The organism is Chitinimonas sp. BJB300 (assembly GCF_002735695.1).
Lineage (GTDB): Bacteria > Pseudomonadota > Gammaproteobacteria > Burkholderiales > Chitinimonadaceae > Chitinimonas.
The window spans coordinates 1-18,160 of sequence record NZ_PDZH01000005.1; the positions used below are offsets into that span (position 1 = coordinate 1).

Below are 18,160 nucleotides of genomic sequence, written 5' to 3' on the forward strand. Positions count from 1 at the left end.
CCCATCTCGAACAGGACAGTGAAACGACACCGCGCCGATGATAGTGCGGGTTCCCGTGTGAAAGTAGGTCACTGCCAGGCGCCTTACAGTGAAGCCCCGGTCTCAACAGAGACCGGGGCTTTTGCTTTGGGGGAGCACAACAGGAAAGTGCCGCACTCGCGATGAATGCGGCATAGGGTCTTGGCGGTGCTAGGCCGCGCTAGTTAGACGATATCGAGGTGGTCCAGACCAGCAAGTGCATCACGTCCCTTCGATTCTTTAGATTGCAGCTTAATCTTCAACCGAAGGTCATTGACCGAGTCGGCATTACGAAGACCATCCTCGTAGCTAATCTTGCCTTCCTCGTATAGATCAAATAGAGACTGGTCGAAGGTTTGCATTCCCAACTCACGGCTTTTGCTCATGATTTCTTTGATTTCATGGACATCGCCTTTGAAGATCAGATCTGAAATCAATGGGGAGTTCAGCATGACTTCTACTGCTGCTGCTCGTCCTTTACCTGTTCTTAACGGAATGAGCCGTTGCGATACAAACGCTTTTAGGTTCAGTGACAAATCCATCAAGAGTTGGGCCCGCCGTTCTTCCGGAAAGAAGTTAATGATACGGTCTAGCGCCTGATTGGCAGAGTTGGCGTGTAAGGTAGCCATACATAGATGGCCGGTTTCGGCGAAAGCGATGGCGTAATCCATTGTCTCGCGATCGCGGATCTCACCGATCAAAATTACATCTGGTGCTTGACGCAGGGTATTGCGTAGCGCGTTATGCCAGTTATCAGTATCTACGCCGATTTCACGTTGCGTGACGATGCAGTTTTTGTGCTCATGTACGTATTCCACCGGGTCTTCGATGGTGATGATGTGGCCGTAGGTATTCTCGTTGCGAAAGCCGATCATTGCTGCCAATGATGTTGACTTACCCGAACCGGTTCCGCCTACGAAGATGACCAAGCCACGCTTGGCTAGTGCTACATCTTTTAGGACTGGCGGGAGGCCGAGTTCGTCAAATTTTGGAATCTCTGTTGTAATGGTACGCAGTACCAGTCCGATTCGACCTTGTTGCTGGAAGGCATTGCAACGGAAGCGTCCTATGCCACCAGGGCTGATAGCGAAGTTACATTCCTTCGTGGCTTCGAATTCTTCTGATTGGCGATCGTTCATTACTGCACGTGCAAGCTCTTTTGTATGCTGGCTATTCAAAGCTTGATTCGATACAGGCGTGAGCTTGCCATCGATCTTCATGGCAGGTGGAAAATCGACGGTGATAAATAAGTCAGAAGCGTTCTTCTGCCGCATCAAGCGCAGCAGATCGTGCATAAATTTGGTGGCTTGTTCTTTTTCCATGTTTTTCTCCAGCGCTGCGCCTATGGCACCTTACTTGAAATTATCCGGATTCATGGCTTTACCACGGGCTTCCTGATTCGTTATCAGATTGCGACGAACCAATTCGGATAAACACTGATCGAGCGTCTGCATTCCGTGTTGCTGACCAGTCTGGATTGTTGAATACATCTGGGCGATTTTGTTTTCACGGATCAGGTTACGGATGGCAGGAATGCCAATCATGATTTCGTGAGCCGCTACCCGGCTATTACCGTCTTTGGTTTTCAACAAGGTTTGCGAGATAACTGCACGTAGTGACTCGGACAACATAGAGCGCACCATTTCTTTTTCTGCCGCAGGGAATACGTCGACGATACGGTCGATGGTTTTTGCGGCGGAGGAGGTATGGAGCGTGCCAAATACCAAGTGACCCGTTTCAGCCGCCGATAGCGCCAATCGAATGGTCTCCAAGTCACGCATTTCGCCGACCAGAATGACATCAGGATCTTCACGTAGCGCAGCGCGTAGCGAATTGGCAAAGCTCAGGGTATGTGGACCCACTTCCCGTTGATTCACCAAGCACTTTTTGGATTCGTGCACGAATTCGATTGGGTCCTCAACGGTGAGGATATGCCCATAGTCGTTTTCGTTGATGTAATTGACCATCGCGGCCAGCGTCGTGGATTTACCAGAACCCGTTGGGCCAGTCACCAGCACGATGCCGCGTGGTGTTTCGGCGATTTCTTTGAATACCTTTGGCGCATTCAGTTCTTCCAGCGTCAGCACCTTGGATGGAATGGTACGGAATACCGCACCGGCCCCCCGGTTTTGTACGAAGGCATTTACCCGGAAGCGAGCTAGATTTGGAATCTCGAACGAGAAGTCGCATTCCAGTGTTTCTTCATAGGTTTTGCGCTGACCGTCGTTCATGATGTCGTACACCATGTCGTGTACGTCACTGTGCTCCATTGGCGGTAAATTAATTCGGCGCACATCGCCGTGCACCCGGATCATGGGTGGGAGTCCGGAGGAAAGGTGCAAGTCCGATGCCTTGTTCTTGACCGAGAAGGCGAGGAGTTCGGAGATTTCCATTTATAATTCCCTGTTTAAAGCCGCGCCCACAGTGGGTTTTGGGGCAATATTCCGTGAGCATTATGGATGTCTGAAATCGATAAAGCTAGACAGTCTGTCCTCTCCCGTATTGCGAAGGCCTTGCAATCAGCGGGCCGTTCGTCGAATACCTGTCGATTGTTGGCTGTCAGTAAAACATTTCCCGCTGATGCAGTCCGCTCCTGTTATGCCTCGGGCCAGCGAGCCTTTGGCGAAAATTATGTACAGGAGCTAATAGAAAAAGCAGCCCAACTAACTGATTTGCCTCTTATAGAATGGCACTTTATTGGCCCTTTGCAGAGCAACAAAACGCGTTTAGTAGCTGAAGTCGCACATTGGGTGCACGGCGTCGACCGTTTGAAGATTGCACAGCGTTTGTCGGAACAACGTCCTGATGCATTGGGCCTCCTGAATATTTGTGTTCAGGTCAATGTTTCTGGTGAGGCAAGTAAATCGGGCTGCCAACCCCACGAGGCAATCGAGTTGGCGCATGCGATTGCCGGCTTACCTCGATTAAGCCTACGCGGGCTTATGTGTATACCTGAGCCTAGTCAAGATTCAGCACTTCTGGCTAGCCAATTTGCGAGTCTTCGCAGCTTGCTGGCGCAACTGAATCAACAAGGGCTTGTACTTGATACGCTCTCTATGGGTATGTCGGCGGATTTGGAAGTGGCTATTGCCGAGGGTGCTAGCATCGTCAGAGTCGGGACTGCATTGTTCGGTGCGCGACATTGAATACTTAGAGCCGGTTTACGATCTGCCACGAGCAGGTGCCAGCAGGGTGAATCGCAGCGCGGAAACCAGAATGTGCGCGGGTACATAAAGCTGCGAACTTCTTGGCACAGAGCGCCGGAGTAGCACATGAGCACTGTCACGGCTGCGCGCAGTAAGATTGTGAACAGGTACGTAGAACGAAAAGGATTGTTGTGGACAGTACTAACCCTAATGCCAGCCTGGCTGCCCTTGCTCGCTGTGTGCGTGTGGAAGAAGGAGAGCAGCAGGATAGGCTTGAGCTGGCTTCGGCCTGGGCGCGTTTGCCGACGGATGCAACCGATAGAACGGTAGGCATGATCGCTGTTGGTGTCAGTGGTATCTTGATATGCCTGCTTTTTCTACAGGCTGCAGTTACACGCACAGCGCCTACCTTGATTATGGCGTTGGTGGCATTGGGTGGGGCGGTGTTGATTGGCTGGTATTTCCGTGCCTGGTTTTGGCGTACTGCCGTTGAGGTAAATGCCGTGAGAATTCGCCTTGCCATGCAGGGATGGGGGGTGCCGGCACCTGTAGAGTTGCCCATCGCCGATATTCACGCATTGGCTTATCGCATGGATAAAGGACGCTTGGCTGTGCTCAAGATTGATTACAGCGGTGGCAGCCTACCAATCCCATTTAGTGGTCAGCGAGAGTTGGATAAGTTGTACTGCAACATTCTGCTGCACCTTTTACAAAAACGCCGCCCTGAGATTGCCTTCGCGGCGGTGAGCGAGTCCGCATGAACATTCTATTTATTGGTGGCGGCAATATGGCCACGGCGATGTTGGGCGGGCTGCTGCAGCAAGGCTTATCCCCCAGTAACATCAGCGTCGTAGACCCTTCCGAAGTGGCCAGGCAGCAGCTGACAAGTAACTTCGGAGTTCATACATTTTCCGCCGATAGCCCTTTGCCTGTTGCCGATGTGGTCGTGTTGGCGACCAAGCCGCAGCAATTGGCTGCGGTGGCGCAGCAGCGTGCTGCAGAGCTTGCTGGCCGGTTGGTGATAAGTATTGCTGCGGGTATTCGTATGGCGGACTTAGACCGCTGGTTGAACCGATCTGCGCGGCTGATCCGGGTCATGCCCAATACCCCTGCATTGGTCAGAGCCGGTATCAGTGGCGCTTGGCTTGGCCCGCATGCCACAGAAGCTGATCGCACTAGTGCCGACCGTATTTTGTCTTCAACCGGCACTGTTGTGTGGGTTGAGGACGAAGCCAGGTTGGATGCAATTACCGCCATTTCCGGTTCTGGCCCCGCTTATGTGTTCTTTTTCATGGAATCGTTGACTGATGCGGCCATTCAACTCGGGTTTGATGCTGCAACTGCGCGTCAGCTGGCCTATGCCACTTTTGATGGTGCGATTAAGCTGGCGCAAGCCAGTACCGACTCGGCAGCGACTTTGCGTGAGAAGGTGACGTCCAAAGGCGGAACTACGGAGGCGGCATTGATGCTGATGGGGGAGAAAGGCGTACAGGCGGCGATTGTAATGGCTGCGCAGGCTGCAGAGAGCCGTGCTGCCGAACTGGCAGATGAACTGGGCCGAGCTTGATGGCGTCTGCCTACATCGGTAATTTGGTAGCAGTAGCGACTGGTCAGCTATAAAGTGGCGGCACGATTGCTGGATTGACGTTCTGAGCGTGCATTATTTTCATCTCGATTACCTGAAATCGCGCAGAGTGGGCAACTCTGGCCATGGCATGAACCGATCTCGCGAGGGAGCGGTCTGATACATTCTTATCTCAGCACACCCGCTGTGGCCGTTGTAAGTACAGTGTAAAAAACAGCGTGTACTTGAGAGGACGTTGAGTAGTGCATGAACCCGGTCGTTTCATCGTTTAGCCCCATCTAGAATTAAGCGCTCAATCATCATCCGGCAGCTCGCGCTTGCCGCCATTGTTGGATAAATCATGTTCGCCGAAGCACTCAGTTTTCTGGTCCGTAATCTCGTCAGCTTTTTAATCCTGAACTTGTTGTTGCGCTTTTACCTGCAATTGGCGCGTGCACCCTTTGGGCACCCGTTGGCACAGTTTACGGTCAAGCTCACCAATTTTGCGGTTCTGCCGCTGCGTAAATGGGTGGGTAGCATAGGAGGATACGATACGGCTACGCTGTTGTTGGCTTGGTTAAGTGCGTTGCTGATGCATTTCGTACTATTGCTGCTTTCGCCTTGGCCCATCAACTTGCTGACGCCGGTAGCGGCGATTGGATTGGTGATGTTATCGCTGGTCGAATTGATGCGGCTGTCGCTATACCTGCTATTTGCCACTGTGCTTGTGCAGGCGGTCCTCAGTTGGGTGAGTCCCTATAATCCGCTTTCGCCGATGCTGGATGCCATCAGCCGGCCATTTTTGAGTCCGTTGCGCAAACTGATACCGACCATTGGCGGCATAGACCTCAGCCCGATGGTGTTACTGCTGATCTTGCAGATGATGCTTCAATTTGCGCTGGCCCCGATAGAGCAAGGGGTCTTTCAATACATTGTGATCGCCTGATTACCATGCCCCATTCGCGGCGACAGCAGCGAATGGGGCGCGACCTGAAAGGTGGTGAAGCGGTTATTTTCTAGCTTCATGAGGCAAAGGGCGCGCACTCTCGTCAACACGTGTGAATTCGCCCTCGTAGATATCATCTGGCGTGGTAGGGGCGCTACCCTGCCCGAATCGAATCGTTTTCCCACCAGGCCACGGCAATATCAACATTAGGCCGATGACATCGCTGATAGGGCCGGGAAAGATAAACAACAAAGCCGCAACCAGTGTGCGCGCTACCCAGAATAACCGGCCGAGAGGTAGTTCTCCTGCCCTGACACTATCGAGCAAAGCCCAGGCGGTGGTGGCCCGCCAACTCTTCAAGATGCCCAGGCCTACTAGGGCGCTGGCGAATAGCCAGAAAGCTAACCACCAGCCAATTTCGTCTGCCAGCCAGATCGAGGCAAATAATTCCAGCACGGGCAGCGCCAGCAAGGAAACCCCTAGCAAGGGTAATAGTCGAATGAACATGCTTGAAACTGATTCCCAATTAGTCGTATTGTGCAACCCGCCCATTGGCGTTGTTGCGAAAGGCCGGGCGGTGTAATGCGTGGTTGTACGCGCTTATCCCGCCCTGATGCTTTGTTGTGATACCTGCAGGGTTAATCCGAAACCGCTCACGAGATCTTGATGTCGATTAAAACCGTCACGCCCCGTCACCAGCCTCAGCCATGCATAGGCCAGACCCAACATCTGCTGCCTATGATCGGCGTCTGCCAATTGTCGCCAAAGTCCCTGGGTTGCACGAGGGCAAGGGTATGAAACGGTTTGTCCATTTTCTGCTCGTTGGGTTCCTCACCAGTTATGCCTTGGGGGCAACGACAGATGAGTTGCTGCCGGGAGACCAGGCTTTCAAGCCCTCACTTGCTAAAACAGGGGAAAAAACCGCCACGCTGAAGTTTCGGATTGCCGAGGGTTACTACCTGTATCGGGACCGGATCAAGTTTACCCTTTTGCCAGATGGCGATGTGAAGGGCGAATTACCGCCTGGGAAGAAGAAGCATGATGAGTATTTCGGTGAGGTTGAGACCTATCGGCATGTCTTGGAAGTACCGCTAAATACGGATAAGCCTTGGCCGGCCAATGCAAAACTTAAACTGGTCTCGCAAGGTTGTGCCGATGCTGGTGTGTGTTATCCGCCAGAGACCGTAGAGTTATCGCTTGCTGGGGGCGGAGCCGCTTCTGAACCGGATGTCTTGGATAAATTGTTTGGTGCACCGAATGAAGCCACCACGCCAACCAGGCAGGTGCCGGCAGTCCATGCCGTAGCCCCTGTCTCTGCTCCCAAATTGACACCCGCCCCTGTCGCATCGCCTTCTGAGTCTTTACCAGCAGAACCAGTTACTTCTCCCGAACCTATAGCGCCTCCTTCGCCAACTGTCGTGGAAGCATTTGAACAAACCGCGCGCCCTCTGGCGGCAACCGCGATACCCGTCCAAGGGCCATTCGCCGGTTTGGATGGTTGGGCGTTGCTGCTGGCTTTTTACCTTGCCGGGCTGGGGATGGCAGCGACAGTGTGTATGTATCCGCTGATCCCGATCATCTCTTCGCTTATTGTTGGGCAAGGCCAGCAGGTAGGTAAGTGGCGTGGTTTTACGTTGGCCATGGCCTATGTACAAGGGATTGCGGTGGTGTATGCCGCTGTGGGGGCTGTAGCCGCACTGACAGGTTCGTTTCTGGTCGCAACATTACAAAACCTTTGGGTTATCGCCGCGCTTGCATTGGTATTTGTCTTCCTGGCGCTGTCCATGTTCGGTTTGTTCAACCTCCAGCTGCCCAGTGCGCTGCAAAGCCGGGTCAACGATGCATCGAACCGCCTGGGTGGCGGCCGATTGGCTTCCGTCTTTTTGATGGGGGCACTGTCCTCATTAATTGTTGGCGCTTGTATGGGGCCGCCATTGGCTGCCGGTTTGGGCGTGGTTGGTGCGCGTGCGGATGTGCTGTTTGGCATGCTGGCTTTTTATCTGCTGGCGCTTGGTGTTGGTACGCCGCTGTTGGTCGTAGGGGTGCTTGGGGGGCATGCCCTACCTAAGGCTGGTGCATGGATGACTGGGGTCAAGAATGTATTTGGCACCCTACTTTTGGCAGTGGCTTTGTGGATAGCGCGTCCTGTTTTGCCTGAGTGGGCCTTTATGCTGGGGTGGGCGGCGTTGGCCATCGGCGCCGGTGTGGGTTTGTCAGCTTTCGATTCTCTGTCGCCGCATGTCAAACCGATTACACGGTTGGGCAAAGCCCTGGGTGTGCTATTGGCGTTGGTGGGTATGGCTCAACTGGTGGGGTTGCTGGGGGGTGCGCGTGATCCGCTACAGCCATTGAAACCCTTTGTTGGTGGCGTTGCTGTTGCGGCGGAACATAAACTGGCCTTTCAACCGGTCAATAGCATGGCAGAGCTAAATGCGGCCGTTGCAGCCGCCAAAGGCAAGACGGTATTGCTGGATTTCTATGCGGATTGGTGCGTCAGCTGCCAGGAAATGGAACGCTATACTTTCGCAGACGCTGCAGTACAGCGCAGCTTGGCTAATTTTGTATTGCTTAAGGCTGATGTCACTGCCAATACGCCGGAACACAAGGCGCTACTCAAGCGCTTTGGGCTTTTCGGTCCCCCCGGCACGATCTTTTTCGGTGCCAAGGGTGAAGAGATTGGGCAGCGATTGATAGGTTTTGAAGAGGCCGATCGCTTTGTGCAACGGCTCAATAGCGTTTCCCCCAGAGTCCAGCCATGAAAAAAAGCAGTCCGTATTTGATCGTTGCCGCGGTGGCATTGCTGGCAGGCGGGAGCGTCGCGTGGTGGAAGGGGCCCTCTGCTATTGGGGCAACCGCGGTTGCTACTGCCCCTGCTGCTAACGTTGCGCCAGGACTATGGCAAGCGAGTTTCAATGACCTGCAAGGCAAGTCCCAACCGTTGGTGCAATGGCGTGGTAAGCCCATGGTACTTAATTTCTGGGCGACTTGGTGCGCACCCTGTCGCGAAGAAATGCCCGAATTCGTGGAAACTCAAAAGGCCTTGGGTGACAAGGTCCGTTTTGTGGGGCTTGCCATCGATAACCCTGCGGATGTCCAGAAGTTCGTCAAGGAGCTGGGCATCGCCTACCCGGTGTTGGTGGGCGAGCAGACTGCATTGGAGTTGATGCGTGCCGAGGGCAACAATATCGGTGCGCTGCCATTCACCCTGATTTATGACGCGCAGGGAAACAAGGTGGCAGCTCATGCAGGCCGGCTTGATAAGAAGATGCTTGCGGCCTACCTCGACCCGCTTACTTGAATCTACTTGGTGTCGCTGGGTAGGTTTTACTCGACGAATTCAAATAGAAACCAAGCCTTAGAACCTGTTTACGATCTTGCTACGCAGCCGTGATCAGGGTTCATGTGCTGCTCAATAGCCCCCGCAAGGGGGACGCCGAACTGCTACGGTGCTCCGCACCAAGAAGTTCGCAGCCTCATGTACAAAAGTACATTCCGGTTTCTGCGCTGCGCTTCACCCAGCTGACAGCTGCTCGCGACAGATCGTAAACAAGTTCTTAGACGCTGTTGGATTTATTCGTCGGCAAGTGCTGGTCAAACCACTCGCAGATAAAGTCGATGAGCGCTCTAACCTTGGCGGGTTGGGGTCTTAGCGATGGGTAGACCAAATACAGCGGGGTATGGGGCAAGGTATAGGTCGTCAATACGGGTTGAAGCCGCCCAAGCTGGATATCCCGTGCGACCAGATAGTCCGGTACCTTGACGTAGCCGGCACCTGCCAGCGCTAAATGGCGTAGCGCTGCGTAATTGTTAACGCAAAAGTGGCGTGGTATCTCAATGCACTCGTTGTGATCAGCCTGCATGAATAGCCACTTCGCGCCGTCAATATAATGGCTGTTGATGACGCATGGCCGCTCCAACAGAGCCTGCGGTGTTTGTGGGTAGCCTAACCGATCAGTCAGCGCTGGGGCCGCTACGATCCACTCTTGGACGATGCCAAGCGGCCGTGCAATCAGTCGTTCATCTTGTGGTTGGCCGGTACGTATCGCCAGACTGTATTGCTCGCCTATCAAATCACGCATTTGCTGGCTTAGGTCGAGTTCAATCTGTGTTTGTGGGTAGCGCGCACGAAATGCTACCAGTAGGTCCCCTACAAAGTTAACGCCTAAGTTGGTGGGCGCGGTGAGGCGAATCAAGCCTTCAATGTGTTTGTGTAGGTTGCCAACGGCGCGGCTGGCTTCGTCCAGCGTGTCCCGAAGTTGCTGGCAGTAGACCAAATAGTGCTTCCCTGACTCGGTCAGGACCATGCGTCGCGTGCTTCGGTGCAATAGCGATGCGCCCAGGGCGCGTTCCAATTGGCTGATTTGCTTGCTGACATGAGCCTTGGAGTGGCCAAGATGATTTGCCGCCGCGCTGAATCCGCCCTGCTCAATGACAGCTAGGAAAGTCATCGACCATTGAAAACGTGGGGTTATTGTTTCCATGTGGTTAACTCAAAAGTCAGTTTTAGCGGGTTTATCCGCTATTTTGTGCTAGGTAAACTCTGCACTGTCAATTTTAAGTTAACAAAAGGAAAGCATCATGAAAGTTGTTCTGTTTGGTGCAACTGGCACCATAGGCAAAGCAGTGCTCAATGAACTGAGTGCACGCCATGAAGTTGTGAGAGTAGGGCGGAGCAGCGAGGCATTGCAAAACAAGTCGATCGACTATCAGGCCGATATGACCGATTTAGCGAGCGTAGAGCAATTGTTTGCCAAGGTGGGAAAGGTGGATGCCATTGTCTCGGCCGCTGGTGGCGCGCCGTTTATTTCTGTGCAGGAATTGACGCCTACCCATATGTTGGCTGGCTTGCAGGATAAGTTGATGGGACAGGTTAATCTGGTCGTTGCAGGGCAACCGTACCTCAATGATGGCGGGTCTTTCACACTAATCAGTGGTGTACTCAGTCATGACCCAATCCGTTATGGTGTGTGTGTATCCACAATCAACAGTGCTATCGATGGCTTTGTGCGCGGCACGGCAATTGAACTGGCACGGGGCTTGCGCATCAACGCCGTCAGCCCAACGGTGGTGGAAGAGTCGATGGCATCCTATGCACCGTATTTCCGTGGTTTTGTCGCGGTTTCGGCCAGTCGTGTGGCATTGGCATACAGTAAAAGCGTGGAAGGTTTACGAACCGGGCAGGTATTTGCAGTGCTGTAAGCCGCAGATATTTGTTAAATGTGGCTGTTCCGTAATTTATAGTACGCCCCTTGTCGGGGCTTACGGGGTTGCAATCGCCATACTTGGCTGCAGCCCCGGAATGTTATGGGACATTGTATAAGTAAGGTGTGATTGTTTAATTATTCTTAACTAAGAATCTAGTTTTTATAGATTTATCCGCTTTTACCTGCTTGATAGACTCTTTACTGTTAAAGTTGGGCAGAGTGTGCATGATGAATGTGTTCTGTTCTGCGTATTGCAATCAGCTTGGGTAAATGGTGTGTTTTTGCGCTGCCGTGCTTCATTGGGTGCGGCAGTAGTGCATTTTTAAACTTTGCGGACTTCATTTTTATGAATAAATCTATTCTATGTATTACGTTGCTAGCTGCCCTGACTGGTTGCGCCACTGAACAATCACGCAGTTTGGACGTCGCTAAAGTGACATCGGCCGGTACCACTTACACTGGTGCACGCAGCATGATCAGTATCGGCAAGTTTGATAATCGTTCGAATTTTATGCGCGGTATCTTCTCGGATGGCGTGGACCGTCTGGGTGGGCAAGCCAAAACCATTTTGATGACCCACTTGCAGCAAACCGGCCGGTTTAATGTGCTTGACCGCGAAAACATGAGTGAAGCTGCCCAGGAAGCCGCTTTGTCACGCAAAACCCAAGCGATCAAGGGTGCAGACTATGTGCTGACAGGTGACGTTACTGAGTTTGGCCGCAAGGAAGTGGGCGACCAGCAACTATTCGGCATCTTGGGGCGCGGTAAGTCGCAAGTCGCCTATGCCAAGGTAAATATCAACGTCGTGAATGTACAGACGTCTGAAGTCGTGTTCTCGTCGCAGGGCGCCGGTGAATACAGCTTGTCGAACCGCGAAGTCGTGGGTTTTGGCGGTACAGCCAGTTATGACTCCACCCTCAACGGCAAGGTGCTTGACCTGGCCATCCGCGAAGCCGTTAACAAGCTTGTCGCCGGTGTTGAGTCGGGTGCATGGCGTCCTGCGCAATAATCCTCTGAGCCTTCATTCATGAAATCCAATTTTTCCAGTCGCGTGGTGGTCGCCGGTATTGTCTTCGGCGCCACCATGCTTGGCGGGTGTGCGACGCATTCGAATTCCAGGGCTTTGTATAACTGGGGTAGCTATCAGCAACAGGTGTATGAGTCGCTCAAGGATGGTGGATCAAGCCCTGAAGAGCAAATCAGTGCGCTGGAAAGGGATATGCAAAAGGCACAGGCCAGGGGAGAGGCGCTGCCTCCTGGCTACCACGCGCACCTTGCCATGTTGTATGGCAAGGTAGGCAAGAGTGATCAGGTTCGACAGCAACTTGAAGCCGAAAAAGCACAGTTTCCAGAATCCACGACTTTCATGGATTTCATGCTTAGCAAATTCAAGAAATGAAAGAACATGATGACTTTTGATGCCATCAAAGGAGTCGGAGCTGCGCTATTGCTAGCTGTATTGGCAACGGGCTGTGCCACGCCGAAGGCTTACGATTATTCGGCATTCAAACAAAGCCGCCCTAAGTCGATACTGGTCTTGCCACCGCTGAATCGCTCGCCGGATGTTAAGGCGACTTACAGCATGCTGTCGCAAATGACCCACCCCTTGGCAGAATCAGGTTATTACGTAGTGCCTGTGGCATTGGCCAATGAAGCGTTCCGCGAAAATGGCTTAAACAATGCGGATGAGGTTCACGGTGTTTCCGCAAAAAAGCTGCGTGAGATTTTTGGTGCTGATGCTGCGCTGTACGTCACCATCCAAGAGTATGGCACCAGCTTCAAGCTGATCAGTAGCGAGGTGACGGTTGCCGCCCAGGGTAAGCTTGTTGACCTGAAAACCGGGCAGGTTTTATGGTCTGGCAGCGCTCGTTCTTCCAGTACGGAAAACAATTCGTCTAATAGTGGAGATGGATTGACATCTATTTTGATTTCGGCCCTGATTAATCAAGTTGCTAATACCCTGTCGGATAACGCGCATAAATACGCAGGCATTACCAGCGAGCGTTTGTTGTCCGCAGGTAGTAATGGGCAGATTCTATATGGTCCTCGTTCGCCAAAATATGGTACGGACTGATTCAGTCCAGCAGTAATGGGCAGATAAATATAAGACCGCAATGTCTTAATTCGTTGCGGTTTTTTATTTATTATGTGGCGTTCGATTATTGTGTAATAGTCGCAGCTTCAATGGCTGGCGTAATTTCCAATAATGCGGCCCCTTCCGTTACCTGCTCACCCTTCTCGAAAAATACCTCTTTTACGGTACCAGCCTGTGGGGCCAGGATTGTGTGCTCCATCTTCATGGCTTCTAGAATCACCAGCGGGGTGTCTTTCTCGACCATGTCCCCTACTTTGACGTGAACCGTTACCACCGTGCCAGGCATCGGTGCGTTAAGGCCACCTGTTGCTTCGGCGGCTTGCAGGCCTACCAATAGGGGATTGAAGGCATCTAATTCGGTATTGGTGCCGTTACACACTACCGTCAGTCGGCTGCCATCACGCACCACCGTGGCTTGCAGGCGGTGGCCGTTGATTACGGTTCGCAGTTGCTGGCCATGCAGGCTGCCGTTGGCGTCCAACTTTTCGTTACCGATTTCCAACAGATAGCCTGTATCGGCATAGTGGGCAATGACGGCATATTCCTGGTCGCCTGCGCGAAAATGCAGTGCATGGCGGTTGTCTTGGTTCAATCGCCAGCCATCGGCTTCCCACCAAGGCGAGGCTGGCTCGCTGGAGCGTTGCCGCATAGTCAGGTTATGCGCTTCAACCTGCGCCAATTCAGCCAGTGCAGCCATCGCCAGTGTGTCGGTGCCAACCGGGGGCGTCGGGGGGATCAGCACAGCATGGTGGCGGGCGATAAAGCCCGTATCGAGTTCACAAGCCGCAAAGGCCGGGTGGCTGGCCAACTGCCGTAGGAAAGCCAGGTTGGTATCTAGCCCCACCACTTCGTATTCGCTCAGCGCATGGGCTAAGCGGTCTAACGCACGTTCGCGGCTTTCATCCCAAACGATCAGCTTTGCGATCATCGGGTCGTACCACGGTGAAATTTCGTCGCCGCTCTCCACACCGGTATCGACACGGACATGGGCATTTTCAGCCGGCTGACGTAGATGCAGCAGGTGGCCGATTTGCGGTAGGAAGTCGCGTGCAGGGTCTTCCGCATAAACACGTGCTTCGAATGCATGACCGTGAATTTTCAGCTCGTGCTGCTTAAGTGGGAGCGACTCGCCGCTGGCTACCCGCAGTTGCCATTCAACTAAATCCTGGCCCGTAATCATCTCTGTAACGGGGTGTTCCACTTGCAAGCGGGTGTTCATTTCCATGAAGTAGAACGCGCCAGTCAACGTGTCGAAGATGAATTCCACCGTACCCGCACCCACATAACCAATAGCTTTGGCGGCATTGACGGCGGCGGTGCCCATTTCGACACGGCGCTCGGTCGTCATGCCCGGTGCAGGAGCTTCTTCCAATACTTTTTGATGGCGGCGCTGCACCGAGCAGTCGCGTTCGAACAGGTAGACAGCGTCACCGTGCGTGTCGGCAAACACCTGGATTTCGATATGACGCGGTTTGGTCAGGTATTTTTCAATCAGCACGCGCGCGTCGCCAAAGCTCGACTGCGCCTCACGCTGGGCAGATGCTAATTGGGCGGTGAAGTCGGCCGATTTCTCGACGATCTTCATGCCCTTGCCACCTCCACCAGCCGATGCTTTGATCAACACCGGGTAGCCCATCTTGTCGGCTTCCCGCTGCAGTAGCGCCAAATCCTGTTTGTCGCCGTGATAGCCCGGCACCAATGGAACAGACGCGGTTTCCATCAAGGTCTTGGCGGCTGACTTGGAACCCATGGCCGAGATGGCGCTTGCCGGTGGGCCAATGAACACAACACCGGCTTCCATACATGCGGTGGCGAAGTCGGCGTTTTCACTCAGGAAGCCATAACCGGGATGAATGGCTTCTGCACCGGTTTGCTTTGCAATCGCCAGAATCAGATCACTGCGTAAATAGGATTCACGCGGTGCGGGTGGGCCAAGCCGAATGGCTTCGTCTGCCAGTTTCACGTGTCGGGCTTCCGCATCGGCATCGGAATAGACAGCAACCGTCTTGATGCCGAGCTTGCGGGCGGTGGCAATGACGCGGCAGGCGATCTCGCCGCGGTTGGCAATGAGTATTTTCTTAAACATCAGGGGTGCTCGAGACGGAGTTATTGAACTGACAGACATCCCCAATCAGCGAGGGCTGGGTGATGCCTGTAGTTTGCGCGTACTAGTGTTTGACCCAGTTGGGTGGTCGTTTTTCAATAAAGGCAGTCAACCCTTCCTGGCCTTCATTGCTGACCCGTTGTGCCGCGATGCGCTTTGCGCACAAGTCATTCAGTTCGCTGCAAATAGGGCGATCAGCCACCTCGGCGACCAATCGCTTGGCGGCTGCCATGGCCATGGGGCCGTTATTGAGCAGTTGAGTAGCCCAACTATGAGCAAGCACGATGACTTCATCTTGCGGGGCCAATTCATGTACCAAGCCGATACGTTGGGCGGTGGTGGAACTGAAGCGTTCTGCCGAGAGGAAATAGCGGCGCGCCTGGGCCACGCCAATCTTACGGATGACGTAAGGTGAGATGACTGCTGGAATCAGGCCCAACTTGACTTCGGTGAGCGAGAACTGCGCTTCGGGCGAGGCAAATACCATGTCGCAACAAGCGATGAGCCCCACGCCGCCGCCATAGGCAGGCCCTTGCACCGCGGCAATAGTGGGAATAGGCAGGCTATCGAGGGTGTGCATCAGCTTGGCGAGTTTCTGTGCATCGGCCAGGTTTTCGGCTTCGCCATAGCTGGCCATGCGTTTCATCCACCCCAAGTCTGCCCCCGCGGAAAAGCTTTTGCCGGTGGCTGCCAGAACCAACACCCGCACTGCCGGATTGGTAGCCAACCCTTCCAATGCGCTGGTCATCTCGACGATGAACTCATCATCGAACGCGTTGTGGCGCTCGATACGGTTGAGCGTCAGAGTGGCAATGCCGCTCGCGTTGATCTCGATGCTTAGCGATTTGCTCATGATCTGTCTCCTTCTTGGTAGTGGTGCCGCCGTATTAAGGCTCTATTGGTACGCGTCTGCTGCGCGTTTGGTTTACTGAAATGAACTAGAGGTTGGCCATGTTGGCCTGTAGAAACTTATCCAACTGTTTGGCGAATGCCTGTCGGTCTGCCTGGCTGAGTGCTGCGGGCCCACCGGTATCCACACCGCTGTCTCGCAATTGCGCCATCAAATCACGCAGCTGCAGTCGTTCGGCTATGTTCTCCGGGCTATAAAACTCGCCGCGTGGGTTGAGCGCCCGCCCGCCTTTTTCGATGACTTGCGCCGCCAGTGGGATATCAGCGGTAATTGCCAAGTCTCCTGCTACCACACGTAGGACAATCTCGTTATCCGCCACGTCGAAACCCTTTGGCACCTGCAAGTTACGAATATGGGCGGAGGGCGGCACGCGAATCAGTTGATTCGCGACCAGTGTCGTCGTTACTTGCCAGCGTTCCGCCGCGCGGAACAGAATTTCCTTGATGACGCCGGGGCACGCGTCGGCATCCACCCAAATCTTCAACGGCATCACATGCGGAACACGCCGAAGCGGGTTTCCTCTATGGGTTTGTTCAGGCTGGCAGAAATCGCCAAGCCCAGCACTCGGCGCGTGTCTTTGGGGTCGATGATGCCATCGTCCCATAGCCGGCTGGTGGCGTAGTAGGGCAGGCTTTGTGCCTCGAATTGCTCACGTAATGGTTGCTTGATCGCTTCGCGATCGGCGTCGCTAAGGATTTGACCTTTCTTGGCGAGTGCTTCTTCGCGTACCTGGGCCAGCACGCCCGCAGCCTGTTCACCGCCCATCACACCAATGCGCGCATTGGGCCACATGAACATGAAATTGGGGCTATAGGCACGGCCGCACATCCCATAGTTACCCGCCCCAAAGCTGCCGCCAATGATGATGGTGAACTTGGGTACCTTCGAGGTCGCCACGGCAGTTACCATCTTGGCCCCATGCTTGGCGATGCCTTCCGCTTCGTATTTCTTGCCGACCATGAACCCCGTGATGTTCTGCAGGAAGACCAGCGGAATGCTGCGTTGGCTGCACAGCTCGATAAAGTGTGCGCCTTTCTGGGCGCTTTCGGAAAACAACACACCGTTATTGGCAATGATGCCCACTGGCATACCGTAAATGTGGGCAAAACCGGTGACCAGCGTCGCGCCGTAGGTTTCCTTGAATTCATCAAAGTGGCTGCCATCCACAATCCGGGCGATAACCTGCCGGATGTCGAAGGGCTTTTTCAGATCAGCGCCGACGATGCCGTACAGTTCTTCAGCAGGATAGCGGGGTGCCTCCACAGGCTTCAGGGCGATGTTCAGGGGCTTTTGCCAGTTGATATTGGCGACGATGCGGCGTACCTGGTCCAGCGCATGGGCATCGTTATGGGCGTAGTAATCGGCGACGCCGGAAATCTTTGCGTGTACGTCTGCCCCCCCCAGTTCCTCGGCTGTCACCACTTCACCAGTGGCGGCGCGCACCAGTGGCGGGCCGGCCAGGAAGATGGTGGCTTGGTTTTTCACCATCACGCTATAGTCGGACATCGCGGGGACATAGGCGCCACCTGCCGTACAGCTGCCCATCACGGCGGCTATCTGTGGGACACCCTGCGCCGACAGTGTGGCTTGGTTGTAGAAGATACGGCCAAAGTGGTCCCGGTCGGGGAAGACTTCATCCTGGTTGGGCAGATTGGCCCCGCCAGAATCAACTAAGGCAATGCAGGGCAGGCGATTCTGCAAAGCGATTTCCTGTGCTCGCAGGTGCTTCTTCACCGTTAGCGGATAGTAGGTGCCGCCCTTCACCGTGGCATCGTTGGCGATAATCATGCATTCCACACCCGAAACCCGGCCTATGCCTGTGATGAGGCCAGCCGAGGGGACCTGGTCATCGTATTGGCCATGCGCCGCCAATTGGCCGATTTCCAGAAAAGGCGAACCCACATCAAGCAGTTGCGCCACGCGATCGCGCGGCAGCAGTTTGCCACGGGCAGTATGCCGTTGACGGGCCACATCGCCGCCGCCTTGTTCCACAGCGGCTGCTTTGGTGCGCAGGTCTTCCACCAACACCCGCATGGCGTTGTAGTTGGTCTGGAACTGGGCTGATTTCGGATTGATAGTGCTGGGCAGGATATTCATGTTGTCACGCTTTATTGGGCGCTCTAAAACTCCATCTTCGTCGCGATACGGCATGGCTTACAAAACATATCTGCTT

The 18,160-nt window shown here is 54.0% G+C and carries 18 protein-coding genes and 1 rRNA gene; 11 read left to right on the plus strand and 8 right to left on the minus strand.

The features are described from left to right. Positions 1 to 80: ribosomal RNA gene (gene rrf, locus CSQ89_RS23985) — 5S ribosomal RNA — on the plus strand; the annotation flags it as partial. A 123-nt stretch (positions 81 to 203) separates the two neighbouring features. On the opposite strand, the gene CSQ89_RS01410 is transcribed toward rrf, so the two are convergent. Both CSQ89_RS01410 and CSQ89_RS01415 read right to left on the minus strand, forming a co-directional pair. Next, complete coding sequence (locus tag CSQ89_RS01410) at positions 204 to 1,340, minus strand: PilT/PilU family type 4a pilus ATPase (RefSeq protein WP_099404409.1); 1,137 nt, start codon at positions 1,338 to 1,340, stop codon at positions 204 to 206. Between the two features lie 30 nt (positions 1,341 to 1,370). Next, entirely contained in the window at positions 1,371 to 2,411 is a 1,041-nt protein-coding gene (locus CSQ89_RS01415; RefSeq protein ID WP_099404410.1) for a type IV pilus twitching motility protein PilT, read from the minus strand. Positions 2,412 to 2,477: 66 nt separating this feature from the next. On the opposite strand from CSQ89_RS01415, the gene CSQ89_RS01420 reads away from it, so the two are divergent. From CSQ89_RS01420 to CSQ89_RS01435, 4 genes are all read left to right on the plus strand, one after another. Then, positions 2,478 to 3,164, plus strand: coding sequence for a YggS family pyridoxal phosphate-dependent enzyme (locus CSQ89_RS01420; protein ID WP_099404411.1), 687 nt, complete (start codon positions 2,478 to 2,480; stop codon positions 3,162 to 3,164). 191 nt (positions 3,165 to 3,355) lie between these two features. Continuing rightward, positions 3,356 to 3,925: a hypothetical protein gene (locus CSQ89_RS01425; protein ID WP_099404412.1), complete on the plus strand. Its 570-nt coding sequence runs from the start codon at positions 3,356 to 3,358 to the stop codon at positions 3,923 to 3,925. Continuing rightward, positions 3,922 to 4,731 (plus strand): pyrroline-5-carboxylate reductase, encoded by an 810-nt coding sequence (proC, locus tag CSQ89_RS01430; RefSeq protein WP_099404413.1) that lies wholly within the window; start codon positions 3,922 to 3,924, stop codon positions 4,729 to 4,731. The genes CSQ89_RS01425 and proC overlap by 4 nt, the downstream gene beginning before the upstream one ends. Before the next feature lie 358 nt (positions 4,732 to 5,089). After that, positions 5,090 to 5,674 (plus strand): YggT family protein, encoded by a 585-nt coding sequence (locus CSQ89_RS01435; protein WP_099404414.1) that lies wholly within the window; start codon positions 5,090 to 5,092, stop codon positions 5,672 to 5,674. Positions 5,675 to 5,737: 63 nt separating this feature from the next. On the opposite strand, the gene CSQ89_RS01440 is transcribed toward CSQ89_RS01435, so the two are convergent. Beyond that, positions 5,738 to 6,181: an FxsA family protein gene (locus CSQ89_RS01440; protein ID WP_158228858.1), complete on the minus strand. Its 444-nt coding sequence runs from the start codon at positions 6,179 to 6,181 to the stop codon at positions 5,738 to 5,740. A gap of 200 nt (positions 6,182 to 6,381) precedes the next feature. On the opposite strand from CSQ89_RS01440, the gene dsbD reads away from it, so the two are divergent. Further along, a complete protein-coding gene (gene dsbD, locus CSQ89_RS01445; protein ID WP_099404416.1) occupies positions 6,382 to 8,433 on the plus strand; it encodes a protein-disulfide reductase DsbD in 2,052 nt (683 codons plus the stop codon). Beyond that, positions 8,430 to 8,972, plus strand: coding sequence for a TlpA family protein disulfide reductase (locus tag CSQ89_RS01450; protein WP_099404417.1), 543 nt, complete (start codon positions 8,430 to 8,432; stop codon positions 8,970 to 8,972). The genes dsbD and CSQ89_RS01450 overlap by 4 nt, the downstream gene beginning before the upstream one ends. A gap of 256 nt (positions 8,973 to 9,228) precedes the next feature. On the opposite strand, the gene CSQ89_RS01455 is transcribed toward CSQ89_RS01450, so the two are convergent. Next, a complete protein-coding gene (locus tag CSQ89_RS01455; protein ID WP_099404418.1) occupies positions 9,229 to 10,155 on the minus strand; it encodes a LysR family transcriptional regulator in 927 nt (308 codons plus the stop codon). 97 nt (positions 10,156 to 10,252) lie between these two features. Between CSQ89_RS01455 and CSQ89_RS01460 the strand changes: the two genes are divergently transcribed. From CSQ89_RS01460 to CSQ89_RS01475, 4 genes are all read left to right on the plus strand, one after another. Continuing rightward, on the plus strand, positions 10,253 to 10,873 hold the full coding sequence (locus CSQ89_RS01460) for a short chain dehydrogenase (RefSeq protein WP_099404419.1): 621 nt from the start codon (positions 10,253 to 10,255) through the stop codon (positions 10,871 to 10,873). Positions 10,874 to 11,224: 351 nt separating this feature from the next. After that, positions 11,225 to 11,887: a CsgG/HfaB family protein gene (locus tag CSQ89_RS01465; protein WP_099404471.1), complete on the plus strand. Its 663-nt coding sequence runs from the start codon at positions 11,225 to 11,227 to the stop codon at positions 11,885 to 11,887. Positions 11,888 to 11,905: 18 nt separating this feature from the next. Continuing rightward, on the plus strand, positions 11,906 to 12,277 hold the full coding sequence (locus CSQ89_RS01470; RefSeq protein ID WP_099404420.1) for a DUF4810 domain-containing protein: 372 nt from the start codon (positions 11,906 to 11,908) through the stop codon (positions 12,275 to 12,277). A gap of 6 nt (positions 12,278 to 12,283) precedes the next feature. Continuing rightward, positions 12,284 to 12,952 (plus strand): DUF799 domain-containing protein, encoded by a 669-nt coding sequence (locus tag CSQ89_RS01475; protein ID WP_308418102.1) that lies wholly within the window; start codon positions 12,284 to 12,286, stop codon positions 12,950 to 12,952. Between the two features lie 85 nt (positions 12,953 to 13,037). On the opposite strand, the gene CSQ89_RS01480 is transcribed toward CSQ89_RS01475, so the two are convergent. From CSQ89_RS01480 to CSQ89_RS01495, 4 genes are all read right to left on the minus strand, one after another. Beyond that, a complete protein-coding gene (locus CSQ89_RS01480) occupies positions 13,038 to 15,059 on the minus strand; it encodes an acetyl/propionyl/methylcrotonyl-CoA carboxylase subunit alpha (protein WP_099404421.1) in 2,022 nt (673 codons plus the stop codon). 82 nt (positions 15,060 to 15,141) lie between these two features. Next, the gene (locus CSQ89_RS01485; RefSeq protein WP_099404422.1) at positions 15,142 to 15,930 is read right to left on the minus strand and encodes an enoyl-CoA hydratase/isomerase family protein; all 789 of its coding nucleotides are present in this window, start codon (positions 15,928 to 15,930) and stop codon (positions 15,142 to 15,144) included. Between the two features lie 85 nt (positions 15,931 to 16,015). Continuing rightward, entirely contained in the window at positions 16,016 to 16,477 is a 462-nt protein-coding gene (locus CSQ89_RS01490; protein ID WP_308418104.1) for a YaiI/YqxD family protein, read from the minus strand. After that, positions 16,477 to 18,084 carry a carboxyl transferase domain-containing protein gene (locus CSQ89_RS01495; RefSeq protein ID WP_099404423.1) on the minus strand — a complete coding sequence of 536 codons (1,608 nt, stop codon included), beginning with the start codon at positions 18,082 to 18,084 and terminating at the stop codon, positions 16,477 to 16,479. The genes CSQ89_RS01490 and CSQ89_RS01495 overlap by 1 nt, the downstream gene beginning before the upstream one ends. Positions 18,085 to 18,160: the final 76 nt, after the last annotated feature.

What these genes read in the sequence shown, in the direction of transcription:
- CSQ89_RS01410 (WP_099404409.1), bottom strand. Translation starts at nt 1,340, where the DNA reads ATGGAAAAAGAACAAGCCACCAAATTTATGCACGATCTGCTGCGCTTG.
- CSQ89_RS01415 (WP_099404410.1), bottom strand. Translation starts at nt 2,411, where the DNA reads ATGGAAATCTCCGAACTCCTCGCCTTCTCGGTCAAGAACAAGGCATCG.
- CSQ89_RS01420 (WP_099404411.1), top strand. Translation starts at nt 2,478, where the DNA reads ATGTCTGAAATCGATAAAGCTAGACAGTCTGTCCTCTCCCGTATTGCG.
- proC (WP_099404413.1), top strand. Translation starts at nt 3,922, where the DNA reads ATGAACATTCTATTTATTGGTGGCGGCAATATGGCCACGGCGATGTTG.
- CSQ89_RS01435 (WP_099404414.1), top strand. Translation starts at nt 5,090, where the DNA reads ATGTTCGCCGAAGCACTCAGTTTTCTGGTCCGTAATCTCGTCAGCTTT.
- CSQ89_RS01440 (WP_158228858.1), bottom strand. Translation starts at nt 6,181, where the DNA reads ATGTTCATTCGACTATTACCCTTGCTAGGGGTTTCCTTGCTGGCGCTG.
- dsbD (WP_099404416.1), top strand. Translation starts at nt 6,382, where the DNA reads ATGCATAGGCCAGACCCAACATCTGCTGCCTATGATCGGCGTCTGCCA.
- CSQ89_RS01450 (WP_099404417.1), top strand. Translation starts at nt 8,430, where the DNA reads ATGAAAAAAAGCAGTCCGTATTTGATCGTTGCCGCGGTGGCATTGCTG.
- CSQ89_RS01455 (WP_099404418.1), bottom strand. Translation starts at nt 10,155, where the DNA reads ATGGAAACAATAACCCCACGTTTTCAATGGTCGATGACTTTCCTAGCT.
- CSQ89_RS01460 (WP_099404419.1), top strand. Translation starts at nt 10,253, where the DNA reads ATGAAAGTTGTTCTGTTTGGTGCAACTGGCACCATAGGCAAAGCAGTG.
- CSQ89_RS01465 (WP_099404471.1), top strand. Translation starts at nt 11,225, where the DNA reads ATGAATAAATCTATTCTATGTATTACGTTGCTAGCTGCCCTGACTGGT.
- CSQ89_RS01470 (WP_099404420.1), top strand. Translation starts at nt 11,906, where the DNA reads ATGAAATCCAATTTTTCCAGTCGCGTGGTGGTCGCCGGTATTGTCTTC.
- CSQ89_RS01475 (WP_308418102.1), top strand. Translation starts at nt 12,284, where the DNA reads ATGATGACTTTTGATGCCATCAAAGGAGTCGGAGCTGCGCTATTGCTA.
- CSQ89_RS01480 (WP_099404421.1), bottom strand. Translation starts at nt 15,059, where the DNA reads ATGTTTAAGAAAATACTCATTGCCAACCGCGGCGAGATCGCCTGCCGC.
- CSQ89_RS01485 (WP_099404422.1), bottom strand. Translation starts at nt 15,930, where the DNA reads ATGAGCAAATCGCTAAGCATCGAGATCAACGCGAGCGGCATTGCCACT.
- CSQ89_RS01490 (WP_308418104.1), bottom strand. Translation starts at nt 16,477, where the DNA reads ATGCCGTTGAAGATTTGGGTGGATGCCGACGCGTGCCCCGGCGTCATC.
- CSQ89_RS01495 (WP_099404423.1), bottom strand. Translation starts at nt 18,084, where the DNA reads ATGAATATCCTGCCCAGCACTATCAATCCGAAATCAGCCCAGTTCCAG.